We start from the raw sequence: 25,104 nt of genomic DNA, 5'->3' as shown, positions 1-25,104 counted from the left end.
GTGGGGGGACGGGACCGACCGAGGAACGGCGCTGCCGGCACTGCCTCCGGGCCTGAAGTAACGATCAGGTCACGGTGGTTCGCCCGAGCTGTCAGCCATTCCACCTAGGATGGCCTCCGTGATGCAGCCGTGATCAGATTCGACAACGTTTCCAAGACCTATCCCAAGCAGAACCGGCCGGCCCTGTCGGACGTCTCGCTGGAGATCGAAAAGGGCGAGTTCGTCTTCCTGGTCGGTTCCTCCGGCTCGGGGAAGTCCACCTTCCTGCGCCTGACCCTGCGCGAGGAGCGCCCCAGCACGGGCGAGGTCCACGTGATGGGCAAGGACCTGGGCAAGCTCTCCAACTGGAAGGTCCCGCACATGCGGCGCCAGTTGGGCTGCGTCTTCCAGGACTTCCGCCTGCTGCCGAACAAGACCGTGGCGCAGAACGTGGCGTTCGCGCTGGAGGTCATCGGCAAGCCCAAGTCCGCCATCAACAAGGTGGTCCCCGAGGTGCTCGACCTCGTCGGCCTCGGCGGCAAGGAGGACCGGATGCCCGGCGAGCTCTCCGGTGGTGAGCAGCAGCGCGTCGCGATCGCCCGGGCCTTCGTGAACCGCCCGATGCTGCTGATCGCGGACGAGCCGACCGGCAACCTGGACCCGCAGAACTCGGTCGGCATCATGAAGCTGCTGGACCGCATCAACCGCACCGGGACCACCGTCCTGATGGCCACGCACGACCAGGCCATCGTCGACCAGATGCGCAAGCGCGTGATCGAGCTCGACAAGGGGCTGCTGGTCCGCGACCAGGCCCGCGGCGTCTACGGCTACCAGCACTAGCAGCCGTCCAGCCGTCGCCTCCGGACCGCCAGCACCGACCTTGGAGTAGGAAAACCAATGCGCGCCCAGTTCGTTCTGTCGGAGATCGGTGTGGGTCTCCGCCGCAACCTGACGATGACCATCGCGGTCGTGGTCAGTGTCGCGCTCTCGCTCGCACTCGCCGGCGCCAGCCTCCTGGTCCGCGACCAGGTCAACTCCATGAAGGGGTACTGGTACGACAAGGTCGAGGTGAGCATCTACTTCTGCACCAAGGCCGATGCCAAGACCGCGCCGCAGTGCGCCCCCGGGGCGGCCACCGACGACCAGATCGCGGCCGTCAAGGCCACGCTGGACAAGATGCCGCTGGTGAAGAGCGCCACCTTCGAGACCCAGGCGGAGGCGTACAAGAACTGGAAGAGCATGAACCCGGACCCCGCTCTGGTGTCCGTGCTCGGGGCCGACGCGATCCCGTCCTCCTGGCGGGTGAAGCTGAACGACCCGACGCGCTTCGACGTGATCCAGAGCGCCACCGCCGGTCTACCGGGCGTCCGCTCGGTGGAGGACCAGCGGCAGATCCTGGAGAACCTCTTCGGGCTGCTCAACGGTCTGCAGACGGCAGCCTTCGTGATCATGGTGCTGATGCTCTCGGTTGCGCTCCTGCTGATCGTCAACACCGTCCGGGTGTCGGCCTTCAGCAGACGACGGGAGACCGGCATCATGCGCCTGGTCGGCGCCTCCAACTTCTATGTGCAGATGCCGTTCATCGCCGAGGCGGCGTTCGCCGCCCTGCTGGGAGCGGTGATGGCCTCCGGTCTGCTGCTGATCGGCAACTACGGCGTGCAGCACTGGCTGGCCAACAAGGTGAAGTTCATCCACTTCATCGGGCTCTCCTCGGTGCTGGCGGTGATCCCGCTGCTGATCGTGGCGGGTATGGCGATGGCGGCTGTCGCGGCCTTCCTGACGCTGCGCAAGTACCTGAAGGTCTGACCGATCGATCCGCGGTGGCCCGGGTGAAACAGCTCTGCTGTTCCACCTTGGCCACTTTCGTCACTCCCGGTGATATTCGGCCGATTCCCGACCACGCAGTGCAGTTGGCGCCTACACTCCCGTCCCATGGCGGCAACAGTGCGGCGGGCGCGGCAGGGGGCCGTGCTCTCGCTGGTGTTCGGCGCGGTGCTGTTCAGCGGGGCGGCGGCGGGAGCCTGGGGTGGCGGGGCTCCGGTGGCGGTGCGGCGGGCCTCCTCGGCCTCCTCGGCCGCCACCAGCCGCTCGGCCTCCTCGGCGGACGGTGCGCCGGCCGACGGCGTTGCGACGCTCACGCCGCAGCAGGCCGAGCGGCTGGTGGCGGCCGGTGGTGACCGCTGGGCCGCGTACTACAGCCCGCAGGACTACGCCGAGTTCACCCAGGGCCTGGACGGCGAGTACCTGGGTGTCGGGCTCTCGGTGGACCGCGACGAGGACGGCGCCACGCTGGTCTCCCGGGTGCGGCCGGCCGGGCCGGCCGACGGTGCGGGCGTCGGGGTCGGCGACCGGCTGCTCACGGTGGACGGCGCGGCCGTCGACCGGCTGCCGGTCACCGAGGTGGTGGCGCGGCTGCGCGGCCGGGCCGACACGCCGTCAGCGGGGGGCCTGCCGGCGCTCCCGGGCTCGGCCGTCCGGCTGGGCCTGCGCTCGCCGGGCGGGCAGGCACGGACGGTGACGCTGTGTCGGACGCTGCTGGCCACCCAGGACGTCACCGTGGACCACCCCGCCGCCGGGGTGCTGCAGATCGCCGTGCGGGCGTTCACCAGCGGGGTCGGCGCGCAGGTCCGCGACGCCCTGCGGGACGCCGCGCCGGCGGCCCGGCGGACCGGTGTGGTGCTGGATCTGCGGGGCAACTCGGGCGGCCTGGTCGAGGAGGCGGTGGCCGTCGCGTCGGTCTTCCTGGACGGCGGCCCGGTCGCCTCCTACCAGTCCGGCGGTGAGCGCAGGGAGTTGACCGCCGAGCCGGGCGGGGACACCCTGACCCCGCTGGTGGTGCTGGTGGACGGCGGCACGATGAGCGCCGCCGAACTGCTCACCGGCGCCCTGCAGGACCGCTGCCGGGCGGTGGTGGTGGGCGCCAGGACCTTCGGCAAGGGCACCGTGCAGCAGCCCAGCCGGCTGGCCGACGGATCGGTGCTCGAACTGACCGTGGGCCGCTACTACACCCCCGCCGGCCGCTCCCCGGACGGCACCGGCCTGACCCCCGACGTACCCGCCGCGGATCCGGCCGAGGCCTGCCCGCTGGCGCTGCGGGTGCTGGCCGGCCTCGGCGGCACCCGAAAACCTGCTGCCGACCACCCGTCTGAGATGCGAGAATAAGCGGCGCTATGGCAAAGGAAACGGGACAGAAGCTGATCGCGCAGAACAAGAAGGCGCGCCACGAGTACACCATCCTGGACACCTACGAGTGCGGGATGGTCCTCACCGGTACCGAGGTGAAGTCGCTGCGCGAGGGCCGGGCCAACCTGGTCGACGGCTACGCCTACACCCAGGGCCACGAGGTGTGGATCGACAACGTCTTCATCCCCGAGTACACCCAGGGGACGTGGACCAACCACTCGGCGCGGCGCAAGCGCAAGCTGCTGCTGCACCGGTCGGAGATCAACAAGCTCGAGGTGAAGACCAAGGAGGGCGGCCACACGCTCATCCCGCTGTCGCTGTACTTCAAGGACGGCCGGGTCAAGCTGGAGCTGGCGCTCGCGATCGGCAAGAAGCTCTACGACAAGCGGCAGACGCTGCGCGAGAAGCAGGACACCCGGGAGACGGCGCGCGCCGTCGCGGCCGCCCGCAAGCGCCAGCGCTGATCACTTCTGATCGGACGAAAGCCGCACTTGTCTCAGGCTTCTCCCAGCATGACCACCAGATGATCGAAGAGCCGGTCGCCCGCGAGTGATCAGTACGCTCGGGGGATGAACATCTCGTTGCTGGACGGCTGGTTCCCGTGGGGAGTCCAGCTCGCGGCCGCAGCCGTCCTGCTGGTGGCCGTCGGTTGGCGCGACCGCCGCTGGCGGCTGCGCCGGCTGCCGGTCGCGCTGGCGGGCGCGGCGCTGCTCACGGTGCTCGCCGAGCTGGCCGTGGTGGAGCTGGCCGGGGTCACCGACCCGCTGCCGGTCGGCCTCTGGCTCTGGGTAGGTTCGGCGCTGGCCGGGCTCACCGTCCTGGTGGTCGGCTGGCGCGGGGCGCGCTGGTGGCGCCGCGCGCTGGCACCGCTCGCCGCGCTGCTGGCCCTGCTGGCCGGCGCCAACGCGCTGAACGCCTTCACCGGGTACTTCCCGACCATGGCCGACGCGGTCGGCGAGCTGACCGGTGCCCCGCTGCCGCAGCAGGTGTCGCTCGACCGGCTCGGCTCGCTCACCGGTCGGACCAGCACCGGGCGCATCGTCGAGGTGGACATTCCGGACACCGCCGGCGGCTTCGTCCACCGCGAGGAGCTGGTCTACCTGCCGCCGGTGTGGTTCCGCAGCACGGCGCGCCCCAGGCTGCCGGTGCTGGAGATGATCGGCGGGGCCTTCTCGGCCCCCGACAACTGGGTGCGGGCCGGCAGCGCCGTGCAGACCGTCGACGCCTATGCCGCCCAGCACGGCGGCTACGCCCCGGTGCTGGTCTTCGCGGATGCGACCGGCGGTTTCAAATCGGACACCGAATGCGTCGACGGCCCGGACGGAATGGCCGAGGACCATCTGGTCAGGGATATTCCGCCGTTTGTCGAGAAGACGTTCAACACGGCCACCGATCCCCGCAAGTGGGGAGTGGCCGGCTGGTCGATGGGCGGCACCTGCGCGGTCGACCTCTCGGTCGAGCACCCGAATGTCTTCACGCATTTCGAGGACATCTCCGGTGACCTCGGACCGAATCTCGGGGACAAGCAGCAGACCATCGACCAGCTCTACGGCGGCAACGCGGCGGCCTGGGCGGCGCATGACCCGATGACCGTACTGTCCCACCACGCGAAGTACCGCGACGTCTCCGGCTGGTTCGAGAGCGGCGACCAGGAGGCGGCCCAGATCGGCCAGGCCAGGGAGTTGGGGCAGGCCGCCGGCAAGGACGGCATCAGCAGCAGTGTCACGGTCGAACCGGGCAGGCACGACTGGCAGTTCGCCACCACCGCGTTCGCCCAGGCGCTGCCCTGGCTGGCCCAGCAGCTCGGCACCCCCGGGCCGCATCAGCCCCCGGCACCCGCCCGGGTCTAATGCGCTGGACCGCTCCGTCACGGAGCGCGTACCATGGGCACAGCACCACCGGCCGGGGAGTCCTCGGCCGGGTTGTTTGTCAAAAAAACATGGGGATGATCGGTTTCGACAGGGGAAGTCGAAACAGGAGAAGCGAGCCGAGGAACGCGGCAATGATCTCGTTAACCATATGCCGCAAAAAAATAATCGCCAATTCTAAGCGCGAGTCCTTCGCGCTCGCTGCCTAAGCAGCGAGTAGCAAGGTGTCAGACCGAGGAGTTCCCGACTCGGATCCTGGCATAATTTAGGGAACTCAACCGTCCACCCGGGCTGCGGGGGTGGGCGGGAAACCAAACAGCAGCTGGGCCCGTTGGCAGCTTGTCCGCGTGACTGCCAGGGCCGAGAAAAGCACAGCGGACTGCGCTCGGAGAAGTCCTGAATCCACTCCACTGGACCCGGGTTCGATTCCCGGCATCTCCACCATCCCATGTGCATGCAGGCCGCCCTCCGTTCGCGGAGAGGCGGCCTTCGTGTTGTCCGGGGCAGCGCAGCCGGGCGCGGCGCGCCCGATGTGACGTGTGCCTCCGAGGGGGACGGGCGTACGCCGGAGGACGTAGGATCTTCCGTCCGCCGCTTTCCGACGGCGGACCGCTTCCACCTCTCCACCGCGGGACGTACGACAGGGGGCTCCTTGGGCGCGCACGGCACAGCCCAGCAGCACGCAGCCGCAATCACCGGAGCCGGCACGCCGCCGGCAGCTACCAGCGACACCAACGCGGACACTCTGCGTGATCGGGAGATCGCCGGGGAGCAACGCCACCTCGACACCGTCTACCAACGGCTCGAGGAGAAGCTCGCCGAGGCCGAGTACGTCCTGGAGGACGCCGCCAAGCGTGTCCAGGTCGGCACGCCCGGCGCGCTCGCCGAGCGGGACGCGCAGGTCTACCGGGCCGGCGCGCACCTGCACCGGCTGAACAGCGAGTTCGAGGACTTCCTGTTCGGCCGGATCGACCTCCAGGCGCCCGACGCCCCGGAGGAGCACGGCATCCCCTCCTTCACCCCGCTGGATCCGGGCGACCCGACCGTCGCGCAGAGCCTGCACATCGGCCGGCTCGGCGTGCTCGACGCCGAGTACGGCCCGCTGGTGATCGACTGGCGGGCGCCCGCCGCGGCGCCGTTCTACCGCTCCACTCCGCTGGAGCCCGGCCGGGTGCTGCGCCGCCGGGTGATCCGCTCCAAGGGCCGCCAGGTGCTCGGCGTCGAGGACGACCTGCTGCGTCCCGACCTGACGCCGACGCTGAACGGCGAGGAGCTCGCGGTGGTCGGCGACGGCGCCCTGATGGCCTCGCTCGGCCGGGCCCGCAGCCACACCATGCGCGACATCGTCTCCTCCATCCAGAAGGAGCAGGACGAGGTCATCCGGGCGCCCGCCGCGGGCGCCACACTGGTCACCGGCGGCCCGGGCACCGGCAAGACCGCCGTCGCGCTGCACCGCGCCGCGTTCCTGCTCTACCAGGACCGCCGCCGCTACGCCGGCGGCATCCTGGTGGTCAGCCCGACCGCGCTGCTGGTCTCGTACACCGAAGGCGTGCTGCCCTCGCTCGGCGAGGAGGGCCAGGTCGCCATCCGCGCGGTCGGCAGCCTGGTGGACGGCATCGAGGCGGGCCGCTACGACACCCCCGAGACGGCGCGGATCAAGGGCTCGGACCGGATGCTCCAGCTGCTGCGCCGGGCCGTCCGGGAGGCGCTGGAGATCGGCGCGCCGACCGAGCTGAAGGTGGTCGCCCGCGGCGAGGTGCTGCGGCTGGACGCCGGCCGGCTGCGGGCGGTGCGCGGCAACGTGCTGGGCAGCGGCGGCACGCCGCTCAACCTGCTGCGCCCGCGGGCCCGCCGGCTGCTCCTTGACGCCCTGTGGGTGGAGGCCACCCGGCACCTGCCGCGGCCCACCGACCACTACGGCCGTGAGCAGCGCCAGGAGGAGAAGGAGTCCTTCGACGACTACGTCAGCGACGAGGCGCCGTTCCTGGACTTCCTGGACGCCTGGTGGCCCCCGCTCTCCCCGCGCCGGGTGCTCGCGACGCTGCGCCAGTCCCGGCACACCAACCGGATCGCCCGACGCTGCGTCAGCCCCGAGGAGGCCAAGCTGCTGGCGGCCTCCTGGCGACACCTCACCGACCGCGGCGAGGGCGCGCTCTCCGCGCACGACGTCGCGCTGATCGACGAGCTGCAGCTGCTGCTCGGGGAGCCGGCCAGGCCCAAGCACCGCGAGGTGGACGCCGTCGACCTGCTCACCGGGCTGGACGAGGTGACCACCGCGGCGGACCGCAACTCCCGCCAGCGCGAGCGCCTTCCGGTCGAGCGGACCGAGTACGCGCACATCATCGTGGACGAGGCCCAGGACCTCACCCCGATGCAGTGGCGGATGATCGGCCGGCGGGCCCGGATGGCCACCTGGACGATCGTCGGCGACCCGGCGCAGTCCTCCTGGCCGTTCCCGCAGGAGGCGCAGGCCGCGCTGGACGAGGTGCTGTCCGGCAAGCCGCGTCGGCGCTACACACTGACCGTCAACTACCGCAACCCGGCCGAGATCGCCGACGTCGCGGCCAGGGTGCTGGCGCTGGCGGCGCCGGGCACGCCCTCGCCGAGCGCGGTGCGCTCGACCGGGATCGAGCCGCGGTTCGCCGCGGTCCTCTCCCCGGAGCCGACGGCCTTCGCGGCCGCCGCCCGGGCCGAGGTGGCCCGACTGCTGGACGAGGTGGACGGCACGGTGGCGATCGTGGTGCCGATGGAGCGCCGGACCGAGGCCGCCGACTGGATCGCCGGGCTCGGCGAGCGCGCGGTGGCGCTGGGCAGCCTGGAGGCCAAGGGCCTTGAGTACGACGCGACGGTGGTCGCCGACCCGACCGGCATCGCCGGCGAGTCGGAGGCCGGCCTGCGGGTGCTGTACGTCGCGCTGACCCGCGCGACGCAGCGGCTGACCGTGCTCTGCGGCCCGGACGACCTGCCCGACGCGGACGGCGTCCCGGCGCTGCTGCGGTAGCGCGGGGGCCGCGCCGACGGCCCGTCAACGACCGAGGCCCCCACCAGTGGTGGGGGCCTCGGCCTTACGTTGGTGACACCGACCCGCCATGCTCGCCTCGCGGCAAGTGGTCGCTCGAAGCGACTAAGGTTGGGCCCGGGGGCTTGGATCGAGCCGGTGTCCCGTCCAATGTAACCCATCGGCCCCGCGAGGCAATCCCGTGCGGCAGATTCTTCGGGTGAACAACCAGCGCGCGGGAACCTGTGTTGTCGGTTCCCTGCAAACGCCGAAAGATATTTCTGGGTACTGGCTGGTAGGTGCGACGATCGAGGCCTACGATGCGCAAGGCGCAGCATCAACACTTTGTTGATTTCCGTGTTGAAGGCGGCCTGGCCTGCACACACCCCAGTGGACGGAAGAAGGACGTCGATGGCGACGGTGCCCAGTGTCTCCAACTCGATCACGGTGCGGCTGGAGGTCCCGGCCACCGGCAACGCGGTCAGCTCCATCACCACTGCCGTGGAGTCCTCCGGCGGCTCGGTGACCGGTCTGGACGTCACCGCCTCGGGCCTGGAGGCCCTGCGGATCGACGTGACCGTCGCGGCCGCCTCGGTCGCGCACGGGGAGGAGATCGTCGAGAAGCTGCGCGCGATCGACGGCGTGGTGATCGGCAAGGTCTCCGACCGGACCTTCCTGATGCACCTCGGCGGCAAGATCGAGATGTCCTCGAAGCTGCCGATCCGCAACCGTGACGACCTGTCAATGATCTACACCCCGGGTGTCGCGCGGGTCTGCATGGCGATCGCCGAGAACCCCGAGGACGCCCGCCGACTGACCATCAAGCGCAACAGTGTCGCGGTGGTCACCGACGGCTCGGCCGTCCTGGGCCTCGGCAACATCGGCCCGATGGCCGCACTGCCGGTGATGGAGGGCAAGGCCGCGCTGTTCAAGCGCTTCGCCAACATCGACGCCTGGCCGATCTGCCTGGACACCCAGGACAGCGACGAGATCGTCGCCATCGTCAAGGCGATCGCCCCCGGCTTCGCGGGCATCAACCTGGAGGACATCTCCGCGCCGCGCTGCTTCGAGATCGAGGCCCGGCTGCGCGAGGCGCTGGACATCCCGGTCTTCCACGACGACCAGCACGGCACCGCGATCGTCGTGCTGGCCGCGCTGACCAACGCGCTGCGGGTGGTCGGCAAGTCCATCGCCGACATCCGCGTGGTGATGTCCGGGGCCGGCGCGGCCGGCACCGCCATCCTGAAGCTGCTGCTGGACGCCGGCGTCGAGCACGCCACCGTCGCGGACGTGCACGGGGTGGTCCACAGCGGCCGTGAGGACCTCAACGACTCGCTGCGCTGGATCGCCGAGCACACCAACCGCTCGGGCCGCACCGGCAGCCTCAAGGAGGCCGTCTGCGACGCCGACGTCTTCATCGGCGTCTCGGCCCCGAACGTCCTGGACGGCGACGACATCGCGTCGATGGCCGACAACGCGATCGTCTTCGCGCTGGCCAACCCGGACCCCGAGGTCGACCCCGCGGTGGCCCGGCAGACCGCCGCGGTGGTGGCCACCGGCCGCAGCGACTTCCCGAACCAGATCAACAACGTGCTGGTCTTCCCCGGCGTCTTCCGCGGCCTGCTGGACGCGCAGAGCAAGACCGTCAACAGCGAGATGATGATCGCCGCCGCCCGCGCGCTGGCCGCCACTGTGCTGGACGACCAGCTGAACCCGAACTACATCATCCCCAGCGTCTTCCACCCGGACGTGGCCAAGACCGTGGCCGCCGCCGTCCGGGAGGCCGCGCTGGCGGCCGCGGGATCGGGCGAGAAGGCCCCGGATCGGCCGACCCCGGGCATCGTCGGCACGCTCGACACGGCGTCCTTTCCGGTCGTCAAGTTCTGACGCTGCGCGGGTTTCCGGGGCGGTATCAGGTCGATCACTTGGCCGAATACCGCCCCCACCCGTGCCGACCTGCTCCGAACCCTTGCGACACAAGGGGAAGGGGCGTGTTTGGGCTTGTCACCGTCAGGGCGTACGGTAGCCCTGCACGGGGCAGGCGTGTCCGACAAGTACGGAACGTCCCCCAACCACTCGGCGAGTCGTTCCCGGTCGCCGCCCGAGCCGGTCCGCCGGCGCCGACGGAGCGTCACGGCTGCGTCGGGAGGGCGCTGTTCGGGGCGAACGGCCGAGGCCCGATTGGCTTTCTCAGGGCCGATAAGGGCAGGATTCGTACCCAGGCGGGCATGTGGCAGGACTGACACAGTGCGAGGCTCGGGACACGAGCCCGGCTCCTACCGCCAGCCGCCTGAATGAGCACAGTGTGCGGACCAGCGGCCCAGCCGGGTGCCTCCGGTCGGGACGACCCGATGGGGCCCCGCACACCGCAACGAACAGACCACAGGAGTACACATGAACCGCAGTGAGCTGGTGGCCGCTCTGTCCGAGCGCGCCGAGGTGACCCGCAAGGACGCCGACGCCGTGCTGGCGGCCTTTGCCGAGGTCGTCGGCGAGGTCGTTGCGAAGGGCGACGAGAAGGTCACCATCCCCGGTTTCCTCACCTTCGAGCGCACCCACCGCGCGGCCCGCACCGCCCGCAACCCGCAGACCGGTGAGCCGATCCAGATCGCGGCCGGCTTCAGCGCCAAGGTGAGCGCCGGTTCGAAGCTCAAGGAAGCTGCCAAGGGCAACTGATACGAGTGAGCGGGGGCGGTCCTTTCGGGGACCGCCCCCGCTCTTTCGTTGTGCGGCCCGTGCGGCCCCCGGGAGAGTGACAGCGGTCACCTCGATCGGGTGGGGCCGCCCTGGCGGAGGCGGCCCCGTGACGTCTTCCGTCCCGCGTCAGACCGCGACGGCGGCGAGTTCCTCGGCCGGTAGGTCGACGTGGGCGCCCAGTGCGCGCAGCTTCTCCATGAAGTTCTCGTAGCCGCGGTTGATCAGCGAGATGCCGTGCACCGTGGAGGTGCCCTCGGCCGCCAGCGCCGCGATCAGGTACGAGAAGCCGCCGCGCAGGTCGGGGATGACCAGCTCGCCGCCGAGCAGCTTGGACGGGCCGGAGACCACCGCGGAGTGCAGGAAGTTGCGCTGCCCGAAGCGGCAGGGCGAGCCGCCCAGGCACTCGCGGAAGAGCTGGATGTGCGCGCCCATCTGGTTCAGCGCGGAGGTGAAGCCGAGCCGCGACTCGTACACCGTCTCGTGCACGATGGACAGGCCGGCGGCCTGGGTCAGCGCGACCACCAGCGGCTGCTGCCAGTCGGTCTGGAAGCCGGGGTGCACGTCGGTCTCCAGCGCGATGGCGCTCAACTCGCCGCCCGGGTGCCAGAAGCGGATGCCCTCGTCGTCCACGGCAAAGGCGCCGCCGACCTTCCGGAAGGTGTTGAGGAAGGTCATCATCTCCAGCTGGCGGGCGCCGCGGACGTAGATGTCGCCCTTGGTGGCCAGCGCGGCGCAGGCCCAGGAGGCGGCCTCGAGGCGGTCCGGCAGCGCGCGGTGGTTGTAGCCGCCGAGCTCGTCCACCCCGGTGATCAGGATGGTGCGGTCGGTGCCCATCGAGATGATCGCGCCCATCTTCTGCAGCACGCAGATCAGGTCGACGATCTCCGGCTCGATGGCGGCGTTGCGCAGCTCGGTGTCGCCCTCGGCCAGCACGGCGGTGAGCAGGACCTGCTCGGTGGCGCCGACCGACGGGTAGGGCAGCTCGATCCGGGTGCCGCGCAGGCGCTGAGCGGCCACCAGGTAGGTGCCCTGCGGGTGCTTCTCGATGGTGGCGCCGAACTGGCGCAGCACCTCGAAGTGGAAGTCGACCGGACGGCCGCCGATGTCGCAGCCGCCCAGGCCCGGGATGAACGCGTGGCCGAGGCGGTGCAGCAGCGGGCCGCAGAAGAGGATCGGGATCCGCGAGGAGCCGGCGTGCGCGTCGATGTCCGCGACGTTGGCGCTCTCCACGTGCGAGGGGTCGAGGATCAGCTCGCCCTCCTCCTCGCCGCTGCGCACGGTGACGCCGTGCAGCTGGAGCAGGCCGCGCACCACCTTGACGTCGCGGATGTCCGGGACGTTGCGCAGTCTGCTGGGGCCCGTCCCGAGCAGGGCGGCGACCATGGCCTTGGGGACCAGGTTCTTCGCACCTCGGACTCGGATCTCGCCTTCGAGCGGATTTCCGCCGTGGACCAGCAGGACGTCGTCGGTCATCGTTCTCGCAATCGGGGGATTCGCAGCCGAAGTGGCAGGGGGGGAGAGGCGCCTGGCGCGGGACGCACGGGCGCCACCTTCGGTAGATGGTAGTAGGAGGTTCTTTGGTTCCCGTGAGAACCAGTGGTGATCATGCTCTCTCCGGGTGGAAGGTCAGCCGACAGGCCGCCATTCGGGTGAGTTCCACGGTGTCCGAGGTTTGTCTGCGGAGCGTGCTCGATCTGCCTCGACCGGACCGGGTTTCGTGTTGGGTACCCGCCCGGGCCGCCGCTGCGGGATCATGTGAGACATGACCGCGGCCCCTTCCCACACCGGCCGACTGCTCGTCGCGACTCCGATGCTCACCGATCCCAACTTCGCCGGATCGGTGGTGCTGCTGCTGGACCACGACGTGCAGGGCGCGCTGGGCGTCGTCCTGAACCGTCCGACCCCGGTCGGCGTCGTGGACGTACTGGACGGCTGGGCCGATCTGGCGGGCGCGCCGCCGGTGGTCTTCCAGGGCGGCCCGGTCGGGCTGGACTCCGCGCTCGCCGTCGCCGTGGTGCCCGGTGAGCCCGGACCGGCCGACCCGCTGGGCTGGCGGCGGGTGCACGGGGCGATCGGGCTGGTCGACCTGGAGGCGCCGCCGCAGATCCTGGCCGGGGAGCTGGGCGGGCTGCGGGTCTTCGCCGGCTACTCGGGCTGGACGCCGGGCCAGCTGGAGCTGGAGATCGACGAGGGCGCCTGGTACCTGGTGGACTCCGAGCCGGGGGACATCTCCTGCCCCGACCCCGAGCGGCTGTGGCGCTCGGTGCTGCGCCGCCAGCGCAGCCCGCTGGCGATACTGGCGACCTACCCCGAGGACCCGACGCTCAACTGACCCGGGGCGCGGGCGCGGTCGGGCCGTTCGTTTCGCGATGGTCCGTTTCCCGCACGGCCCCCATAGACTTGACCCTCATGAGCACTCTTGAGCCCGAGCGCGGCCTCGGCACCGGCACCCTGGTCGAGCCCGTCCCCCAGGTGTCCCACGGGGACGGCGACCACGAGCGCTTCGCGCACTATGTCCAGAAGGACAAGATCATGGAGAGCGCGCTCTCCGGCTCCCCGGTGGTCGCACTCTGCGGCAAGGTCTGGGTGCCCGGGCGCGACCCGAAGAAGTACCCGGTCTGCCCGATGTGCAAGGAGATCTTCGAGGGCATCGAGCCGGGCGGCGGCGACAAGTCGGGCGACAAGAAGAAGTAGCCGCGGGCAGTCCGATCGGCATCGGCCACTGGCCCTTCAGTGGTCTATGCCAATCGGTGTCGGCGGGGCAGGATGAGCGGCATGGACCTCATCCCCGCTCCGCTGCGCTGCAGCTTCCCCGCCGCACGGGGGCTGCTGCTGGGACCGCGGACCACGCTGGGCGGCGCCCCCGGCACCGAGGCCGCCGAGCGGTGGCTGCGTACGGTGCTCGGCGCCGCCACCGGGCTGCCGCTGGCGCCCGCGCCGGCCCCGGACGTCGAACTGCGGCTGGACGCCGGGCTCGGCCCGGAGGAGTACCGGATCGCCGTCGACGAGCGGCGCGCGCTGCTCACCGCCGGGGGAGCGGGCGGCCTGCACTGGGCGGCCCAGACGCTGCGTCAGCTGCTCGGCCCCGACGCCTACCGGCGCGCGCCGCTGCGCCGCACCGGCTGGACGCTGCCGGCCTGCGAGCTCGCCGACGCCCCGCGGTTCGGCTGGCGCGGCGTGCTGCTGGACGTCTCGCGGCACTTCCTGCCGCGGGCCGACCTGCTGCGCTACGTCGACCTGCTGGCCGCGCACCGGCTCAATGTGCTGCACCTGCACCTGACCGACGACCAGGGCTGGCGGTTCGAGGTCAAGCGCTACCCCGGGCTCACCGAGCGGGGCTCCTGGCGGGAGCGCTCGATGGTCGGCTTCCGGGACGCCGGCCGGCGCGACGACCGCCCGCACGGCGGCTTCTACACCCAGGACGACCTGCGCGAGCTGGTCGCCTACGCGGCCGAGCGGGGCATCACGGTGGTTCCCGAGATCGACCTGCCGGGCCACACCCAGGCCGCCATCGCGGCCTACCCCGAGCTGGGCAACACCGACGTGGTGGACACGGCCGAGCTCGGGGTGTGGACCGACTGGGGTGTCACCCCCAACGTGCTGAACGTCTCGGATGCCACGCTCGCCTTCTTCGAGGGCGTCCTGGAGGAGCTGCTGGACGTCTTCCCGTCCGAGTTCATCCATCTCGGCGGGGACGAGTGCCCCAAGGAGCAGTGGCGGGCCAGCCCGGCCGCGCAGGAGCGGATCAAGCAGCAGGGGCTGGCGGACGAGGACGAGCTGCAGGCGTGGTTCATCCGGCACTTCGACGGCTGGCTGAGCGCGCGCGGCCGGCGGCTGATCGGCTGGGACGAAATCCTGGGGAGAGGACTCCCTGCGGGGGCCGCGGTGTCCTCCTGGCGCGGGTACGCGGGCGGGGTGGCGGCCGCGCGGGCCGGGCACGACGTGGTGATGTGCCCCGAGCAGCAGGTCTACCTGGACCACCGGCAGGCGGTCGGCCCCGACGAGCCGATCCCGGTCGGCTGGGTGCGCACGCTGGAGGACGTGTACCGCTTCGAGCCGGTACCGGCGTCACTCGACCCGGTGAGTGCCGCTCACGTGATCGGCGCTCAGGCGAACCTGTGGACCGAGTTCACGGACGACGCCCGGGATCTCGACTACCGGGCGTTTCCGCGCCTGGCGGCCTTCGCCGAGGTCGCCTGGTCGGCGCTGCCCACGGACCCGGCGGCCCGCGACTGGCCCGGCTTCGAGCGCCGGATGCGCACCCACTACGCCCGGCTGGACGCCCTGGGTGTGGAGTACCGCCCGCCCGGCGGCCCGCACCCCTGGCAGCGCCGCCCCGGTGTGCTGGGGCGGCCGCTGGAGGGCCCGCCACCTGCGGTCTGATCATCATTTCGGCGTTTGGGAACCTTCGAGGGTGGCTCCTGCGTCAAGAAAAGATGAACTTCCGGTCCGATTCGTTCCGGAACTACCCGAAAGATGACGGGAACGTCGGCTACCCCGGGGGTGATCATCGCGCGTGATGTGCCAGAGTTGCCCAACCCCGACCGGCTGCTTCTGTTCGGCAGCCGGGGCCCGTACTCTACGGGCGGTACCGCAGACCCGCGGTGCGGGACGAACCGGCCGGCCCTCGCGCCGGCCGCCGAGAGGCCGAGCTCCAGTCGAGTGAGCCCAGCCTGAGTGAGTGGAGCACGGTGGGATCCTGGTGAACCGGACGATCATGCTGCCGACCTCCCTCGACGAGGCCGTCGAGGCGCTGGCCGCCAGTCCCGCCGCGGTACCGGTGGCCGGTGGCACCGACCTGATGGAGGCGGTCAACGCCGGACGGTTGCGACCGGCCGCGCTGATCGGCCTGGGCCGGATCACCGAACTGCGCGGCTGGCGCTACGAGGACGGCGGAACCGCGGTGCTCGGCGCCGGGCTGACGCTGGCTCGGATGGACCGACCCGACTTCGCCGCCCTCATCCCCGCACTGGCCGATGCCGCGCGGACCGCGGGCCCGCCGCAGACCCGCAATGTCGGAACGCTCGGCGGCAACATCGTCACCGCGGCCCCCGCCGGCGACACCCTGCCGGTGCTGGCCGCGCTGGAGGCCAGCGTCACGCTGACCCGGCCCGGCGCCACCCGCGAGGTCCCGGTCAGCCACCTGCTCACCGGCCTGGACCCGATGCGCCCGGGTGAACTGCTCACCTGGGTCCGGGTCCCGCTGCTGCACGCCCCGCAGGTCTTCCTCAAGGCCACCGGACGCAGCGGACCCTCCCGGGCCACCGCCTCCGTCGCCCTGGTGCTCGACCCGGCCCGGCGAGCCGTGCGCTGCGCGGTCGGCGCCGTCGCGCCGGTGCCGCTGCGGCCGCTGGAGGCCGAGGCCTGGGTGGCCGGCTGCATCAACTGGGACGCGCGTGGCGAGGAGGGCGTGCCGGCCATCGACCCGGCCGCCTCGGCCGCGTTCGGCGAGTACGTGGCCACCGCCTGCGTGCCGGACGGCTACGGCGCCGACGCCGCATCGGCGCTCACGGGCGAGGGGCCGACGGCTGCGGCGGTGCAGCTGCGGCGTACCGTGGCGGTGCTGGCCCGCCGGGCACTGGGAAGGGCGCTGAAGTGACGGCTGACGTGACGGCTGATGTGACGAACCACCAGGTCCACCCGGTCGACGACCGCCCCTGCGCGTCCTACACGCTGCGGGTCAACGGCTTCGAGAGACCCGTCGCGGACGCCTGGATCGGCGAGAGCCTGCTCTATGTGCTGCGCGAGCGCCTGGGCCTGGCGGGTGCCAAGAACGGCTGCGAGCAGGGCGAGTGCGGCGCCTGCTCGGTGCAGGTGGACGGCCAGCTGGTGGCCGGCTGCCTGGTGCCGGCCGCGCTGGCCGCGGACAGCGAGATCAACACGGTGGAGGGCCTGTCGGCGGGCGGCGCGGCCAGCGACGTCCAGCAGGCGCTGGCCGACTCCGGCGCCGTGCAGTGCGGCTACTGCACGCCGGGCATGGCGATGGCGGTGCACGACCTGCTGCAGCGCAACCACCGGCCGAGTGAGGTCGAGGCGCGTCAGGCGCTCTGCGGCAACCTGTGCCGGTGCACGGGCTACCGCAGCGCGCTGGCGGCCGTCCAGACGGTGGCGGACGCGCGCGGCGCGGCGCTGCTGGAGGCGGAGGAGGCCGCCGCCGAGCCGGCGGCCGAGACCGCGGAGCCGGTCGCGGAGCAGTCGGCGCAGGCCGACTCCCCGGCGCCCGCAGAGCCGTCGCAGCTCCCGGCGCCTTCGGCGCCCGCAGTGCCTTCGGCGCCCGCAGTGCCTTCGGCGCCCGCAGTGCCTTCGGCGCCCGCCGAACCCGAGTTCGCCGACCTGCCGGTGTACCAGGACGCCTGGACCGAGACCGCGGCGGCCGGCGAGGTGCCGGTCTTCGGGAGCGACGACAGCGGCTGGATCACCGCCCAGCCCTTCGTGCCCGCCCCGGCGGCGGAGGCGGGCTATGAGCCGCATCCCACCGCGGCCGGCACCGGCGTCGGCGTCGGCGTGATCCCGCCGCAGGGCTACCCGGGCTACGAGGCGACGGCGTACGGACCCGGCACGGTGTACGCGGCCGGCGCGGGCTACGAGCCCACGCCCGCGCACGGCACCAGCGCGCCGGGTGCGCCGTTCGAGGGCACTCCGGCGCACGGGACGCCGTACGAGCCCACCCCGGCCCACGGCACGCCGTACGGGACGCCCCCGCAGGGCACGCCGCAGGACACCCCGTACCCGGCGGCCTACCAGGACCCGCAGTACGCCGGCGCCCCCTACCAGGGCGCCCCGTACGAGGGCGCGCCCTACCAGGGCACCCCGTACGACGGCACGCCCTACGACGGTGCCGGCTACGACGGGACCGTCTACGAACCCGCGCCCGGCGCCTCCTACGACGCCACCCCCGCGCATGGCCTCCGCCTCCCCGAGGACGACCACGCATGACCTCCCCGACCGACACCGTCCTCGCCCCGCCGGACGCCCCCGAGGACCCCGCCGGGACCGAGGACACGGCAGCGGCGGACCAGCCGTTCGGCCTCGGCAGCTCCCCGCTGCGTACCGACGCGCTCCCCAAGGCGCTCGGCATCTACCCCTTTGCCGCCGACCTCTGGGCCGAGGGCCTGCTCTGGGGCGCGGTGCTGCGCTCGCCGCACCCGCACGCCCGGATCGTCTCGATCGACACCGCGGCCGCCCTCGCCGTCCCCGGCGTGCACGCCGTGATCACCGCCGCAGACCTGCCGCCCGCCCGGGGCGGCGGCCTGGAGGGCGGCAGTGAGGACGGTCCCACCGGCTCCGACCGGCCGGTGCTGGCCACCGACGTGGTCCGCCACCACGGCGAGCCGATCGCCGCCGTCGCCGCCGACCACCCCGACACCGCGCGGCTGGCCGCCGCCTCGATCGTGGTCGAGTACGAGCTCCTCGACGCGCTCACCGACCCCGAGCAGGCCTTTCACGCGCCCCCGCTGCACCCGGACGGCAACCTCTTCCGGCACATCCCGCTGCGCAGCGGCGACCCGGAGGTGGTCGGCGAGGTGATCGTCGAGGGCCTCTACCAGGTCGGCCGCCAGGACCCGGCGCCGATCGGTGCCGAGGCCGGGCTCGCGGTGCCCCGCCCCGACGGCGGCGTCGAGCTGCACCTGTCCTCCACCGACCCGCACGGCGACCGCGAGCGCACCGCCGCCTGCCTGGGCCTGGAGCCGGACCGGGTGCGCCTGGTCGTCACCGGCGTGCCCGGCGCGACCGCAGACCGCGAGGACCTCTCCTTCCAGGTCACCCTCGCCCTGCTGGCGCTGCGCACCGGCCGTCCGGTGAAGATGACCCTGACCCGCGAGGAGTCCTTCCAGGCCCACGCCACCCGCCACCCCGCCCTGCTGCGCTACCGCCACCACGCGGACGCGCAGGGCACGTTGCTGAAGGTGGAGGCGCAGATCCTGCTGGACGGCGGCGCCTACGCAGACGTCTCCGCGGAGGCACTGGCCGCCGCGACGGCGTTCTCGGTCGGCCCGTACGTGTGCCCGAACGTCTTCGTCGACGCCTGGGCGGTGCGCACCAACAACCCGCCGGCCGGTCGGATGCGCGGCGAGGGCGCCCTGCAGACCTGCTTCGCCTACGAGTCGCAGCTCGACCAGCTGGCCGCCCGCCTCGGCATCGAGCCGCTGGAGATCCGCCGCCGCAACGTGCTCGCCACCGGCGGCGCGATGCCCACCGGACAGGCCGTCACCTGCCCGGCCCCGGTGGCCGCGCTGATCGACGCGGTCGCCGCTTCCCCGCTGCCCGCCCTCCCGGTCGACGAGCCCGACACCGACTGGCTGCTGCCCGGCGGCCCCGGCGGCGCGGGTGACCCGGCGGCGGTACGGCGCGGCATCGGTTACGCGGTGGGCATGGTGCACATGCTCGGCGCCGAGGGCGAGGACGAGGTCTCCACCGCGACCGTCCGGGTCAGCGGCGACCACGCCACCGTGATCTGCGCGGCCGTCGACTCCGGCCAGGGCTTCGCCACGCTGGCCCGGCAGATCGTCCAGTCGGTGCTCGGCGTCAGCGAGGTCTACGTTGCGCCGGTCGACAGCGACCAGTCGATCGCCGGCCCCTCGGCCCGCGGCCGGCACACCTGGGTCTCCGGCGGAGCCGTCGAGCGGGCCGCACTGATGGTCCGCCACCAGCTGCTGCAGCCGATCGCCGCCAACTTCGGGATGTCCGTCGAGCTGCTCTCGATCTCCGACGGCAAGATCACTTCCTACGACGGCGTGCTCGGCATGCCGGTCACCGAGGCGCTGGAGGGCAAGGAGCTCTGGGCCACCGCCCAGTGCCGCCCGCACCCGACCGAGCCGCTGGACGAGGCCGGGCAGGGCGACGCCTTCGTCTCGATCGCCTTCTGCGCGATGCGCGCGGTGGTCGACGTGGACATCGAGCTCGGCGCCGTCCGGGTGGTCGACGTGACGGTCGCCCAGGACGTCGGCCGGGCGCTGAACCCCGGCCAGATCGAGGACCGGATCGAGGCCGGCGTGGCCCAGGGCGTGGGCCTGGCCCTGTTGGAGGACCTGCGCACCTCCGGCGGCCTGCTCGCCAACCCCTCGCTCACCGGCTACCGCCTGCCCACCGCCCTGGACACCCCCGACGTCCGGATCGCGGCCCTGCTGGAGGAGCGCGACGTCGTCGCCACCTTCGGCGCCAAGGCCGTCAGCGCGGCCCCCGCCGTGGTGGCCCCCGCCGCCATCGCCGCCGCCGTCCGCGCCGCCACCGGCCTCCCGGTCGGCCGCCTCCCGATCCAACCCGAAGACGCCATCGTGGCCTGAGCGCTGGAGTTCAGGCCGCGTGTGGCCTGAACTCCAGGCGTGTCTCGTCTCCGTCAATCGTCGCGTCCAGCCGGGCATCCAGAGCGGCGGCGAGGCGGCGCAGCAACTGGAGCGTCGGGGCGCTGCCACCGCCTTCGATGCGCTCCACCTCGGCCGTGGACAGACCAGTCCGGGCGGCGACCTCCTGCTCACTCAGTCCGAGGGCCGTCCTGCGGTCGTAGACGGCCTGCCCCAGAGCCACCGCCGCCGCGGCCTCCACGTAGGCGGGGTCCGCCCGATGCTCGGCGGAGATCCGCCATTGGGTGTGGTAGCCGCGGCTCATGACTGCTCCTCGAAGGTCCGGTGGTAGTCGACATCAGCAGGGCCGTGCGCTTGTTCGCACTCCTTCTGGGCCCAACGAGCGCGCTGCACCTGTGCCTCCTCCCGCATCCGGGTTTTGCGGAAGACCGTGAGCAACACGATACGGCGGCCAGGGGCCAGCCAGTAGGTGACTCTCACGGCAGCACTTCCGAGGTGGAACCGTAGCTCGCGCAATGGGCCGCCCAGATGACGGGAGTAGGGCTCGCCGAGGATCTCCGGACGGTCGGCCAGCCGATCCACATGGAATTCGACGGTCCGGTAGTGCTCCCGGGGTAGGACGTCGAGCCAGCTCTCGACCTCGGGCTCCAGCTCGATGCTGTATCGCTCACACATGAGCGTGACGCTAGACGCGAGGTGATCATGCTGTTGATGGTTCGGGCTGTACCTCACCGGAACGAGTGAACACCTGAATGGAAATCCGGCCTGGAATTCTGGCAGGCAATTCTGTGCAGCGGCACGCGGAATGACCGAGCGGCTTATTGTCGCCGACCGGTCATTTCTTCTGCGTGGAGACATGGAGGCCATGGCGGGAATCGAACCCGCGTAAACCGATTTGCAGTCGGTCCCCTGGAGCCACTCGGGCACACGGCCGTGCGGAGCGCTCTGCTGAGCTCTCGGGTCAGGCGAGGCGACAGGCGGGACAACACGCCTGCGAGTGGCGACAGGAGTGAGCGGTCAGGCCGTGGGAATTGGTGTTCATGGCGTGGGCTCCTCTCCGTCCGGGGTTCTGCGCTGCTTTCTTGTTCTTTATCTTGACGGTCCGTCCGATGGCCCGTCAATAGCCGACTGTTAAGGGCGTATGAAGTCCACCGGGAAGTCCGCTGGGAAGTCCTAGGACCAGCGACTGAGTGATCATGGGTCGCGGGTCAGGAGTCAACCCGTGCGACGGCACTTACGATGTTCGGCATGACCGCTACCTCCACCACCTCCGTCGACCCCGCCCCCACGGCCCTGCCGGACCCGGACGACGGGCTCGGCGGAGTGCTCGGACCGCGGCACCGGGCGCTCACGCTCGGGATGGTCTCGGTCGTGCTGCTGCTCGCCTTCGAGGCCACCGCGGTGAACACCGCGATGCCGGTAGCGGCGCGGCAGTTGCACGGGTTGGCGCTCTACGCGTTCGCGTTCTCCGGGTACTTCACCAGCACGCTGTTCGCGATGGCGCTCTCGGGGGAGTGGTGCGACCGGCGCGGGCCGATGCTGCCGCTGTTCGCGGGGATCGGGATCTTCGGCGTCGGGCTGGTGGTGGCCGGGACGGCGGCGGACATGTGGATCTTCGTCGGGGGACGGGCGATCCAGGGGCTGGGCGGCGGACTGGTGATCGTCGCGCTGTACGTGGTGGTCGGCCGGGCGTTTCCGGAGCGGTTGCGCCCGGCGGTCTTCGCGGCCTTCTCGTCCGCGTGGGTGCTGCCGTCGATCGTCGGTCCTGTGGTGTCCGGGGCGGTCACCCAGCACCTGGGGTGGCGCTGGGTCTTCCTGTCGGTGCCGGTGCTGGTGGTGCTGCCGCTCGCGGTGATGGGCCCGGCGCTGCGGCGTTCGGAGCGCGAGCGGGCGGCGCGGGAGGGGCAGCGGCATGACCACGGGCGACTCGACCGGCGCCGGATCGCGCTCGCCGCGATGGCCGCGCTGGGCGCCGGCCTGCTGCAGTACGCCGGTGGGCGCCTCGACCTGCTCGCGCTGCTCCCGGCGGCCGCCGGGGCCGGGCTGCTGGTGCCCGCCGTCCTCCGGCTGCTCCCGCCCGGCACGCTGCGGGCCGCGCGCGGGCTGCCCACGCTGATCCTGCTGCGCGGGGTCGCGGCGGGGGCGTTCTTCGCGGCGGAGGCGTTCATCCCGCTGATGATGGTCATGCAGCGCCATCTCTCGCCGACCCTGGCCGGCCTGACCCTCACCAGCGGTGGCCTGACCTGGGCGTTCGGCTCCTGGCTGCAGGGCCGGCCGGGCGCCGACCGGCACCGCGAGGGGCTGATCCGACTGGGCTTCGCGCTCACCGCGCTGGCCATCGCCGGTGCCGGTCTGGTGCTGCTCCCGGCCGCTCCGACCTGGACGGCGGCGGCGGCCTGGGCGATCGGCGGCACCGGCATGGGCCTGTCGGTCACCAGCATCAGCGTCCTGATGATGAAGCTCTCGCCCCCGGAGGCCGCCGGCGCCAACTCGGCCTCCCTGCAGATGTCCGACGCGCTGGGCAACGTCCTGCTGGTCGGCCTGGCGGGCGTGCTCTTCTCGGCCCTCGGCGGCGGCGCGATCGCCGCCGCCACTGCCGGTTCGTCCGGCAGTGGCGCGCGTGGGGCGTTCGCGATGATCTTCCTGGTGATGGCGGCGGTGGCTCTGCTCGGGGCCGTCCTCGCGGCCCGCGTCCGCCCGCGCGCCTGACGGTCGCCGCCCTCCATTTGCCGGTCGGCCTCAGGAGGCCGAGCCGCGGCGGTGGCGCAGGTGCAGGACGGTGGCCGCGGCGGCGGTGGTGAGCAGCGTGGCGCCGGCCAGCGTCTCGGGGAGGTTGGGCCCGGTGCTGCCGCCGAGGCCGGCGTGCGTCGGTCCCTTCGGCTCACCGAACTCGCCCGACTGCGCGCCGCCGGAACTGCCGGAGCTGCCGGAGCCGCCGGGGAGTTCCGGCCTGCCATCGGACGTGCCGTCGGGCTTGCCGTCCGACTTGCTATCGGACTTGCCGTCGGGCTTGCCGCTCGGACTGACCGTGAAGGTGGCGGTCAGCTGGCTCTCGGTCACCGTCTTGCACTGGATGGAGACCTGGTACACCCCGGGCCTGGCCTGCTCGGGGACGGTGGCCACGGCGCCGACCAGCCCGCGCAGCGAGCCGAGCTGCACCGCCGGGATGTCCTCGCCCGCGTGCTCGCGCGAGCTGAAGCGGGCGGTGCCGCCGGAGCTGTCGCAGTTGCCCCCGTCGAAGACCGTGAACTGGCTGCCGGGGGTGACCGCGTTCGGCTGGATGACGACCGGGTTGCCGGCGGCGGAGGCGGCGGTGGCGGCGCCGAGGGCGGCAGCCACGGCCAGCACCCCTCCGCCGACGAAGTGACGAGCGCGCATGGTGGTTCTCCCGGGACGCGGTCACGGGGTCGTCCCCGAGTGGAAATAGGCGAAACCGCGTCCTGGAATCAAGAGGTAAGCGCCGACGAGGCGGGCCGCATGCGCAGCCGGCCGCCGGAACACCCCGGAAAGGGGCGGCTACCTGGGGTGATGGCTGGTGCCGCGGGGTAGCGCCAACCGGGTTACCGGCCGGAGCCCAGGAAGCTGGACCAGCCCTCGCTGGGCGCCTGGCCGACCGGCAGGCTCTGCAGCTTGCGCAGCACCGCCGGGTCCTGCACCTCCAGCCACTGGATCAGCTGGCGGAACGAGACCAGCCGTACCTCGGGCTTGTCCGCGATGGTCTTCAGCACCTCCTCCACGGCGTCCATGTAGATGCCGCCGTTCCACTCCTCGAAGTGGTTGCCGATGATCATCGGTGCCCGGTTGCCGTGGTAGGCGCGGTCGAAGCCGGCCAGGTAGGCGTCCCGGGCCTGGACCTGCCAGCCGGGGCGCTTCTTCGGGTCGCCCTTGGTGTTGTCGCCGCACTGGTTGAACATGATGTTGTAGTCCATCGAGAGGACCTGGAAGGTGTGCCCGGGGAACGGGATGGACTGCAGCGGCATGTCCCACAGCGCGCCGCCCTGGATCTTCTGCGGCCAGACCTGGAGTCCGCCAGCCCCGCTGCTGTCGTACTTCCACTCGCGCAGCGTGGCCGTCGGCAGCAGGCCGCGCTGGCCCTCCAGGCACGGGGTGCGGCTGCCGATCAGCTCCCGGTGGTAGTCGAAGGGCAGCGGCGGCAGGTCGGTGAAGCCGGTGTTGGTCTTCCAGTTGTTCACAAAGCTGATGGCCTGGTCGATCTCGCTGTTCCACTCCTCCGGCGACCACTTCCCGACGCCGTTGCTGCCGCAGAAGTGGCCGTTGAAGTGGGTGCCGATCTCGTGGCCGTCCAGCCAGGCGGCGCCGACCTGGACCAGCGTGTCGTGGATGTGCTGGTCGCTCAGATAGCCGATCTCGGAGGCGCCGACGTGGTGCTGCGGCGGGTGGTACAGCTCCTTCTTGGACTCCGGCAGCAGGTAGAGGCCGCTGAGGAAGAAGGTCATCCCGGCGTTGTGGTCCTTGGCCAGCTGGCGGAACCGGGAGAACAGCTGGTTGTCCAGCTCCCCGGCGCCGTCCCAGGAGAAGACCACGAACTGCGGTGGCCGCTCGCCGAGCTCGAGCGGGACGGCGTGCGGCTGGTTGGGCTGCGGGCCGGTGTCGGAGGTCGATCCGTCGCCGATCAGGCTGGCGGGGGGACGACCGGGAGCGCCGGACGGGCTCGGCGCGTCGGAGCCGGCGGGCTTGCTGGGATCGGCGGGCACCGGGACGGGCGCGTTGACGGCGTCGGACTTCGCGACCGTGCCGCGCGGTGCGACCCGGCTTCCGCACCCGGTCGCGGCCGCGGCGGCGGTCGCCGCACCGGCCGCCAGCAGAGTTCGGCGGGAGAGAGCGTCCATGGTCACTCCGTTTCGAGACGTCGGAGCCCTACGGCTGATCAACGGGTGTGGCCGGCCGGCGCGAGGAGGCGGGTGGGGGCGCCGGGCGGGCGGAACGCGGAAGCCGGCGCGGGCGAAGGGGGCCGATCGGGGATCGGCGCTGTCCTGAGTCAACGACAGGCGGCGGTGGCTTTTTGGCGTTATGTCCGTTGATGTACCGTTATAGGCTATTTGTTCCACAGCATGGC

The 25,104-nt window shown here is 71.9% G+C and carries 19 protein-coding genes, 1 tRNA gene, 1 other RNA gene and 1 pseudogene; 16 read left to right on the top strand and 6 right to left on the bottom strand.

Annotation, left to right across the window (positions count from 1 at the left end; translation table 11 throughout):
• Positions 1–129 precede the first annotated feature (129 nt).
• The 9 genes from ftsE to P3T34_RS14885 all read left to right on the top strand — a co-directional run bounded on the left by ftsE (position 130) and on the right by P3T34_RS14885 (position 10,704).
• Positions 130–819, top strand: a complete 690-nt coding sequence (gene ftsE, locus P3T34_RS14925) for a cell division ATP-binding protein FtsE (RefSeq protein WP_035793420.1) — start codon at positions 130–132, stop codon at positions 817–819.
• 57 nt (positions 820–876) lie between these two features.
• Positions 877–1,785 carry a permease-like cell division protein FtsX gene (gene ftsX, locus P3T34_RS14920; protein ID WP_280666524.1) on the top strand — a complete coding sequence of 303 codons (909 nt, stop codon included), beginning with the start codon at positions 877–879 and terminating at the stop codon, positions 1,783–1,785.
• Between the two features lie 126 nt (positions 1,786–1,911).
• The gene (locus P3T34_RS14915; protein ID WP_280666523.1) at positions 1,912–3,141 is read left to right on the top strand and encodes a S41 family peptidase; all 1,230 of its coding nucleotides are present in this window, start codon (positions 1,912–1,914) and stop codon (positions 3,139–3,141) included.
• 8 nt (positions 3,142–3,149) lie between these two features.
• A complete protein-coding gene (gene smpB, locus P3T34_RS14910; RefSeq protein WP_280666522.1) occupies positions 3,150–3,626 on the top strand; it encodes an SsrA-binding protein SmpB in 477 nt (158 codons plus the stop codon).
• Between the two features lie 105 nt (positions 3,627–3,731).
• Entirely contained in the window at positions 3,732–5,012 is a 1,281-nt protein-coding gene (locus P3T34_RS14905; RefSeq protein WP_280666521.1) for an alpha/beta hydrolase-fold protein, read from the top strand.
• A gap of 91 nt (positions 5,013–5,103) precedes the next feature.
• Positions 5,104–5,474: a transfer-messenger RNA gene (gene ssrA / locus P3T34_RS14900) on the top strand.
• Between the two features lie 247 nt (positions 5,475–5,721).
• The gene (locus P3T34_RS14895) at positions 5,722–8,031 is read left to right on the top strand and encodes a UvrD-helicase domain-containing protein (protein WP_280672104.1); all 2,310 of its coding nucleotides are present in this window, start codon (positions 5,722–5,724) and stop codon (positions 8,029–8,031) included.
• A gap of 408 nt (positions 8,032–8,439) precedes the next feature.
• A complete protein-coding gene (locus tag P3T34_RS14890; RefSeq protein ID WP_280666520.1) occupies positions 8,440–9,915 on the top strand; it encodes an NAD-dependent malic enzyme in 1,476 nt (491 codons plus the stop codon).
• Positions 9,916–10,422: 507 nt separating this feature from the next.
• Positions 10,423–10,704 carry an HU family DNA-binding protein gene (locus tag P3T34_RS14885; RefSeq protein ID WP_035793433.1) on the top strand — a complete coding sequence of 94 codons (282 nt, stop codon included), beginning with the start codon at positions 10,423–10,425 and terminating at the stop codon, positions 10,702–10,704.
• Between the two features lie 147 nt (positions 10,705–10,851).
• Here P3T34_RS14885 and murA read toward each other — a convergent pair whose 3' ends face one another.
• On the bottom strand, positions 10,852–12,198 hold the full coding sequence (gene murA, locus P3T34_RS14880; RefSeq protein ID WP_280666519.1) for a UDP-N-acetylglucosamine 1-carboxyvinyltransferase: 1,347 nt from the start codon (positions 12,196–12,198) through the stop codon (positions 10,852–10,854).
• A gap of 289 nt (positions 12,199–12,487) precedes the next feature.
• On the opposite strand from murA, the gene P3T34_RS14875 reads away from it, so the two are divergent.
• The 6 genes and pseudogenes from P3T34_RS14875 (at position 12,488) to P3T34_RS14850 (ending at position 20,009) form a co-directional block, all read left to right on the top strand.
• Positions 12,488–13,057 (top strand): YqgE/AlgH family protein, encoded by a 570-nt coding sequence (locus P3T34_RS14875; RefSeq protein ID WP_280666518.1) that lies wholly within the window; start codon positions 12,488–12,490, stop codon positions 13,055–13,057.
• Between the two features lie 77 nt (positions 13,058–13,134).
• Positions 13,135–13,419 (top strand): DUF3039 domain-containing protein, encoded by a 285-nt coding sequence (locus P3T34_RS14870; protein WP_280666517.1) that lies wholly within the window; start codon positions 13,135–13,137, stop codon positions 13,417–13,419.
• A gap of 81 nt (positions 13,420–13,500) precedes the next feature.
• Entirely contained in the window at positions 13,501–15,108 is a 1,608-nt protein-coding gene (locus tag P3T34_RS14865; protein ID WP_280666516.1) for a beta-N-acetylhexosaminidase, read from the top strand.
• Between the two features lie 334 nt (positions 15,109–15,442).
• Complete coding sequence (locus P3T34_RS14860) at positions 15,443–16,324, top strand: FAD binding domain-containing protein (RefSeq protein WP_280672102.1); 882 nt, start codon at positions 15,443–15,445, stop codon at positions 16,322–16,324.
• Between the two features lie 47 nt (positions 16,325–16,371).
• A pseudogene (locus tag P3T34_RS14855) lies at positions 16,372–16,833 on the top strand ((2Fe-2S)-binding protein); the annotation flags it as partial.
• Positions 16,834–17,657: 824 nt separating this feature from the next.
• Positions 17,658–20,009 carry a xanthine dehydrogenase family protein molybdopterin-binding subunit gene (locus P3T34_RS14850; RefSeq protein ID WP_280666515.1) on the top strand — a complete coding sequence of 784 codons (2,352 nt, stop codon included), beginning with the start codon at positions 17,658–17,660 and terminating at the stop codon, positions 20,007–20,009.
• Positions 20,010–20,019: 10 nt separating this feature from the next.
• On the opposite strand, the gene P3T34_RS14845 is transcribed toward P3T34_RS14850, so the two are convergent.
• The 3 genes from P3T34_RS14845 to P3T34_RS14835 all read right to left on the bottom strand — a co-directional run bounded on the left by P3T34_RS14845 (position 20,020) and on the right by P3T34_RS14835 (position 20,960).
• Positions 20,020–20,331, bottom strand: coding sequence for a helix-turn-helix domain-containing protein (locus P3T34_RS14845; protein WP_280666514.1), 312 nt, complete (start codon positions 20,329–20,331; stop codon positions 20,020–20,022).
• Positions 20,328–20,702: a type II toxin-antitoxin system RelE/ParE family toxin gene (locus tag P3T34_RS14840; RefSeq protein WP_280666513.1), complete on the bottom strand. Its 375-nt coding sequence runs from the start codon at positions 20,700–20,702 to the stop codon at positions 20,328–20,330. The genes P3T34_RS14845 and P3T34_RS14840 overlap by 4 nt, the downstream gene beginning before the upstream one ends.
• Positions 20,703–20,884: 182 nt before the next feature.
• Positions 20,885–20,960: transfer RNA gene (locus tag P3T34_RS14835), tRNA-Cys, on the bottom strand.
• A 315-nt stretch (positions 20,961–21,275) separates the two neighbouring features.
• Between P3T34_RS14835 and P3T34_RS14830 the strand changes: the two genes are divergently transcribed.
• Positions 21,276–22,736, top strand: coding sequence for an MFS transporter (locus P3T34_RS14830; RefSeq protein ID WP_280666512.1), 1,461 nt, complete (start codon positions 21,276–21,278; stop codon positions 22,734–22,736).
• 30 nt (positions 22,737–22,766) lie between these two features.
• On the opposite strand, the gene P3T34_RS14825 is transcribed toward P3T34_RS14830, so the two are convergent.
• Positions 22,767–23,405 carry a hypothetical protein gene (locus P3T34_RS14825; RefSeq protein WP_280666511.1) on the bottom strand — a complete coding sequence of 213 codons (639 nt, stop codon included), beginning with the start codon at positions 23,403–23,405 and terminating at the stop codon, positions 22,767–22,769.
• A 182-nt stretch (positions 23,406–23,587) separates the two neighbouring features.
• The gene (locus P3T34_RS14820; protein WP_280666510.1) at positions 23,588–24,877 is read right to left on the bottom strand and encodes a hypothetical protein; all 1,290 of its coding nucleotides are present in this window, start codon (positions 24,875–24,877) and stop codon (positions 23,588–23,590) included.
• Positions 24,878–25,104 lie beyond the last annotated feature (227 nt).

The sequence above is a fragment of the Kitasatospora sp. MAP12-44 genome (assembly GCF_029892095.1).
Lineage (GTDB): Bacteria > Actinomycetota > Actinomycetes > Streptomycetales > Streptomycetaceae > Kitasatospora.
Note: the sequence above shows the minus strand (reverse complement) of the source record. Positions and strands in the feature narration are given on the sequence as shown.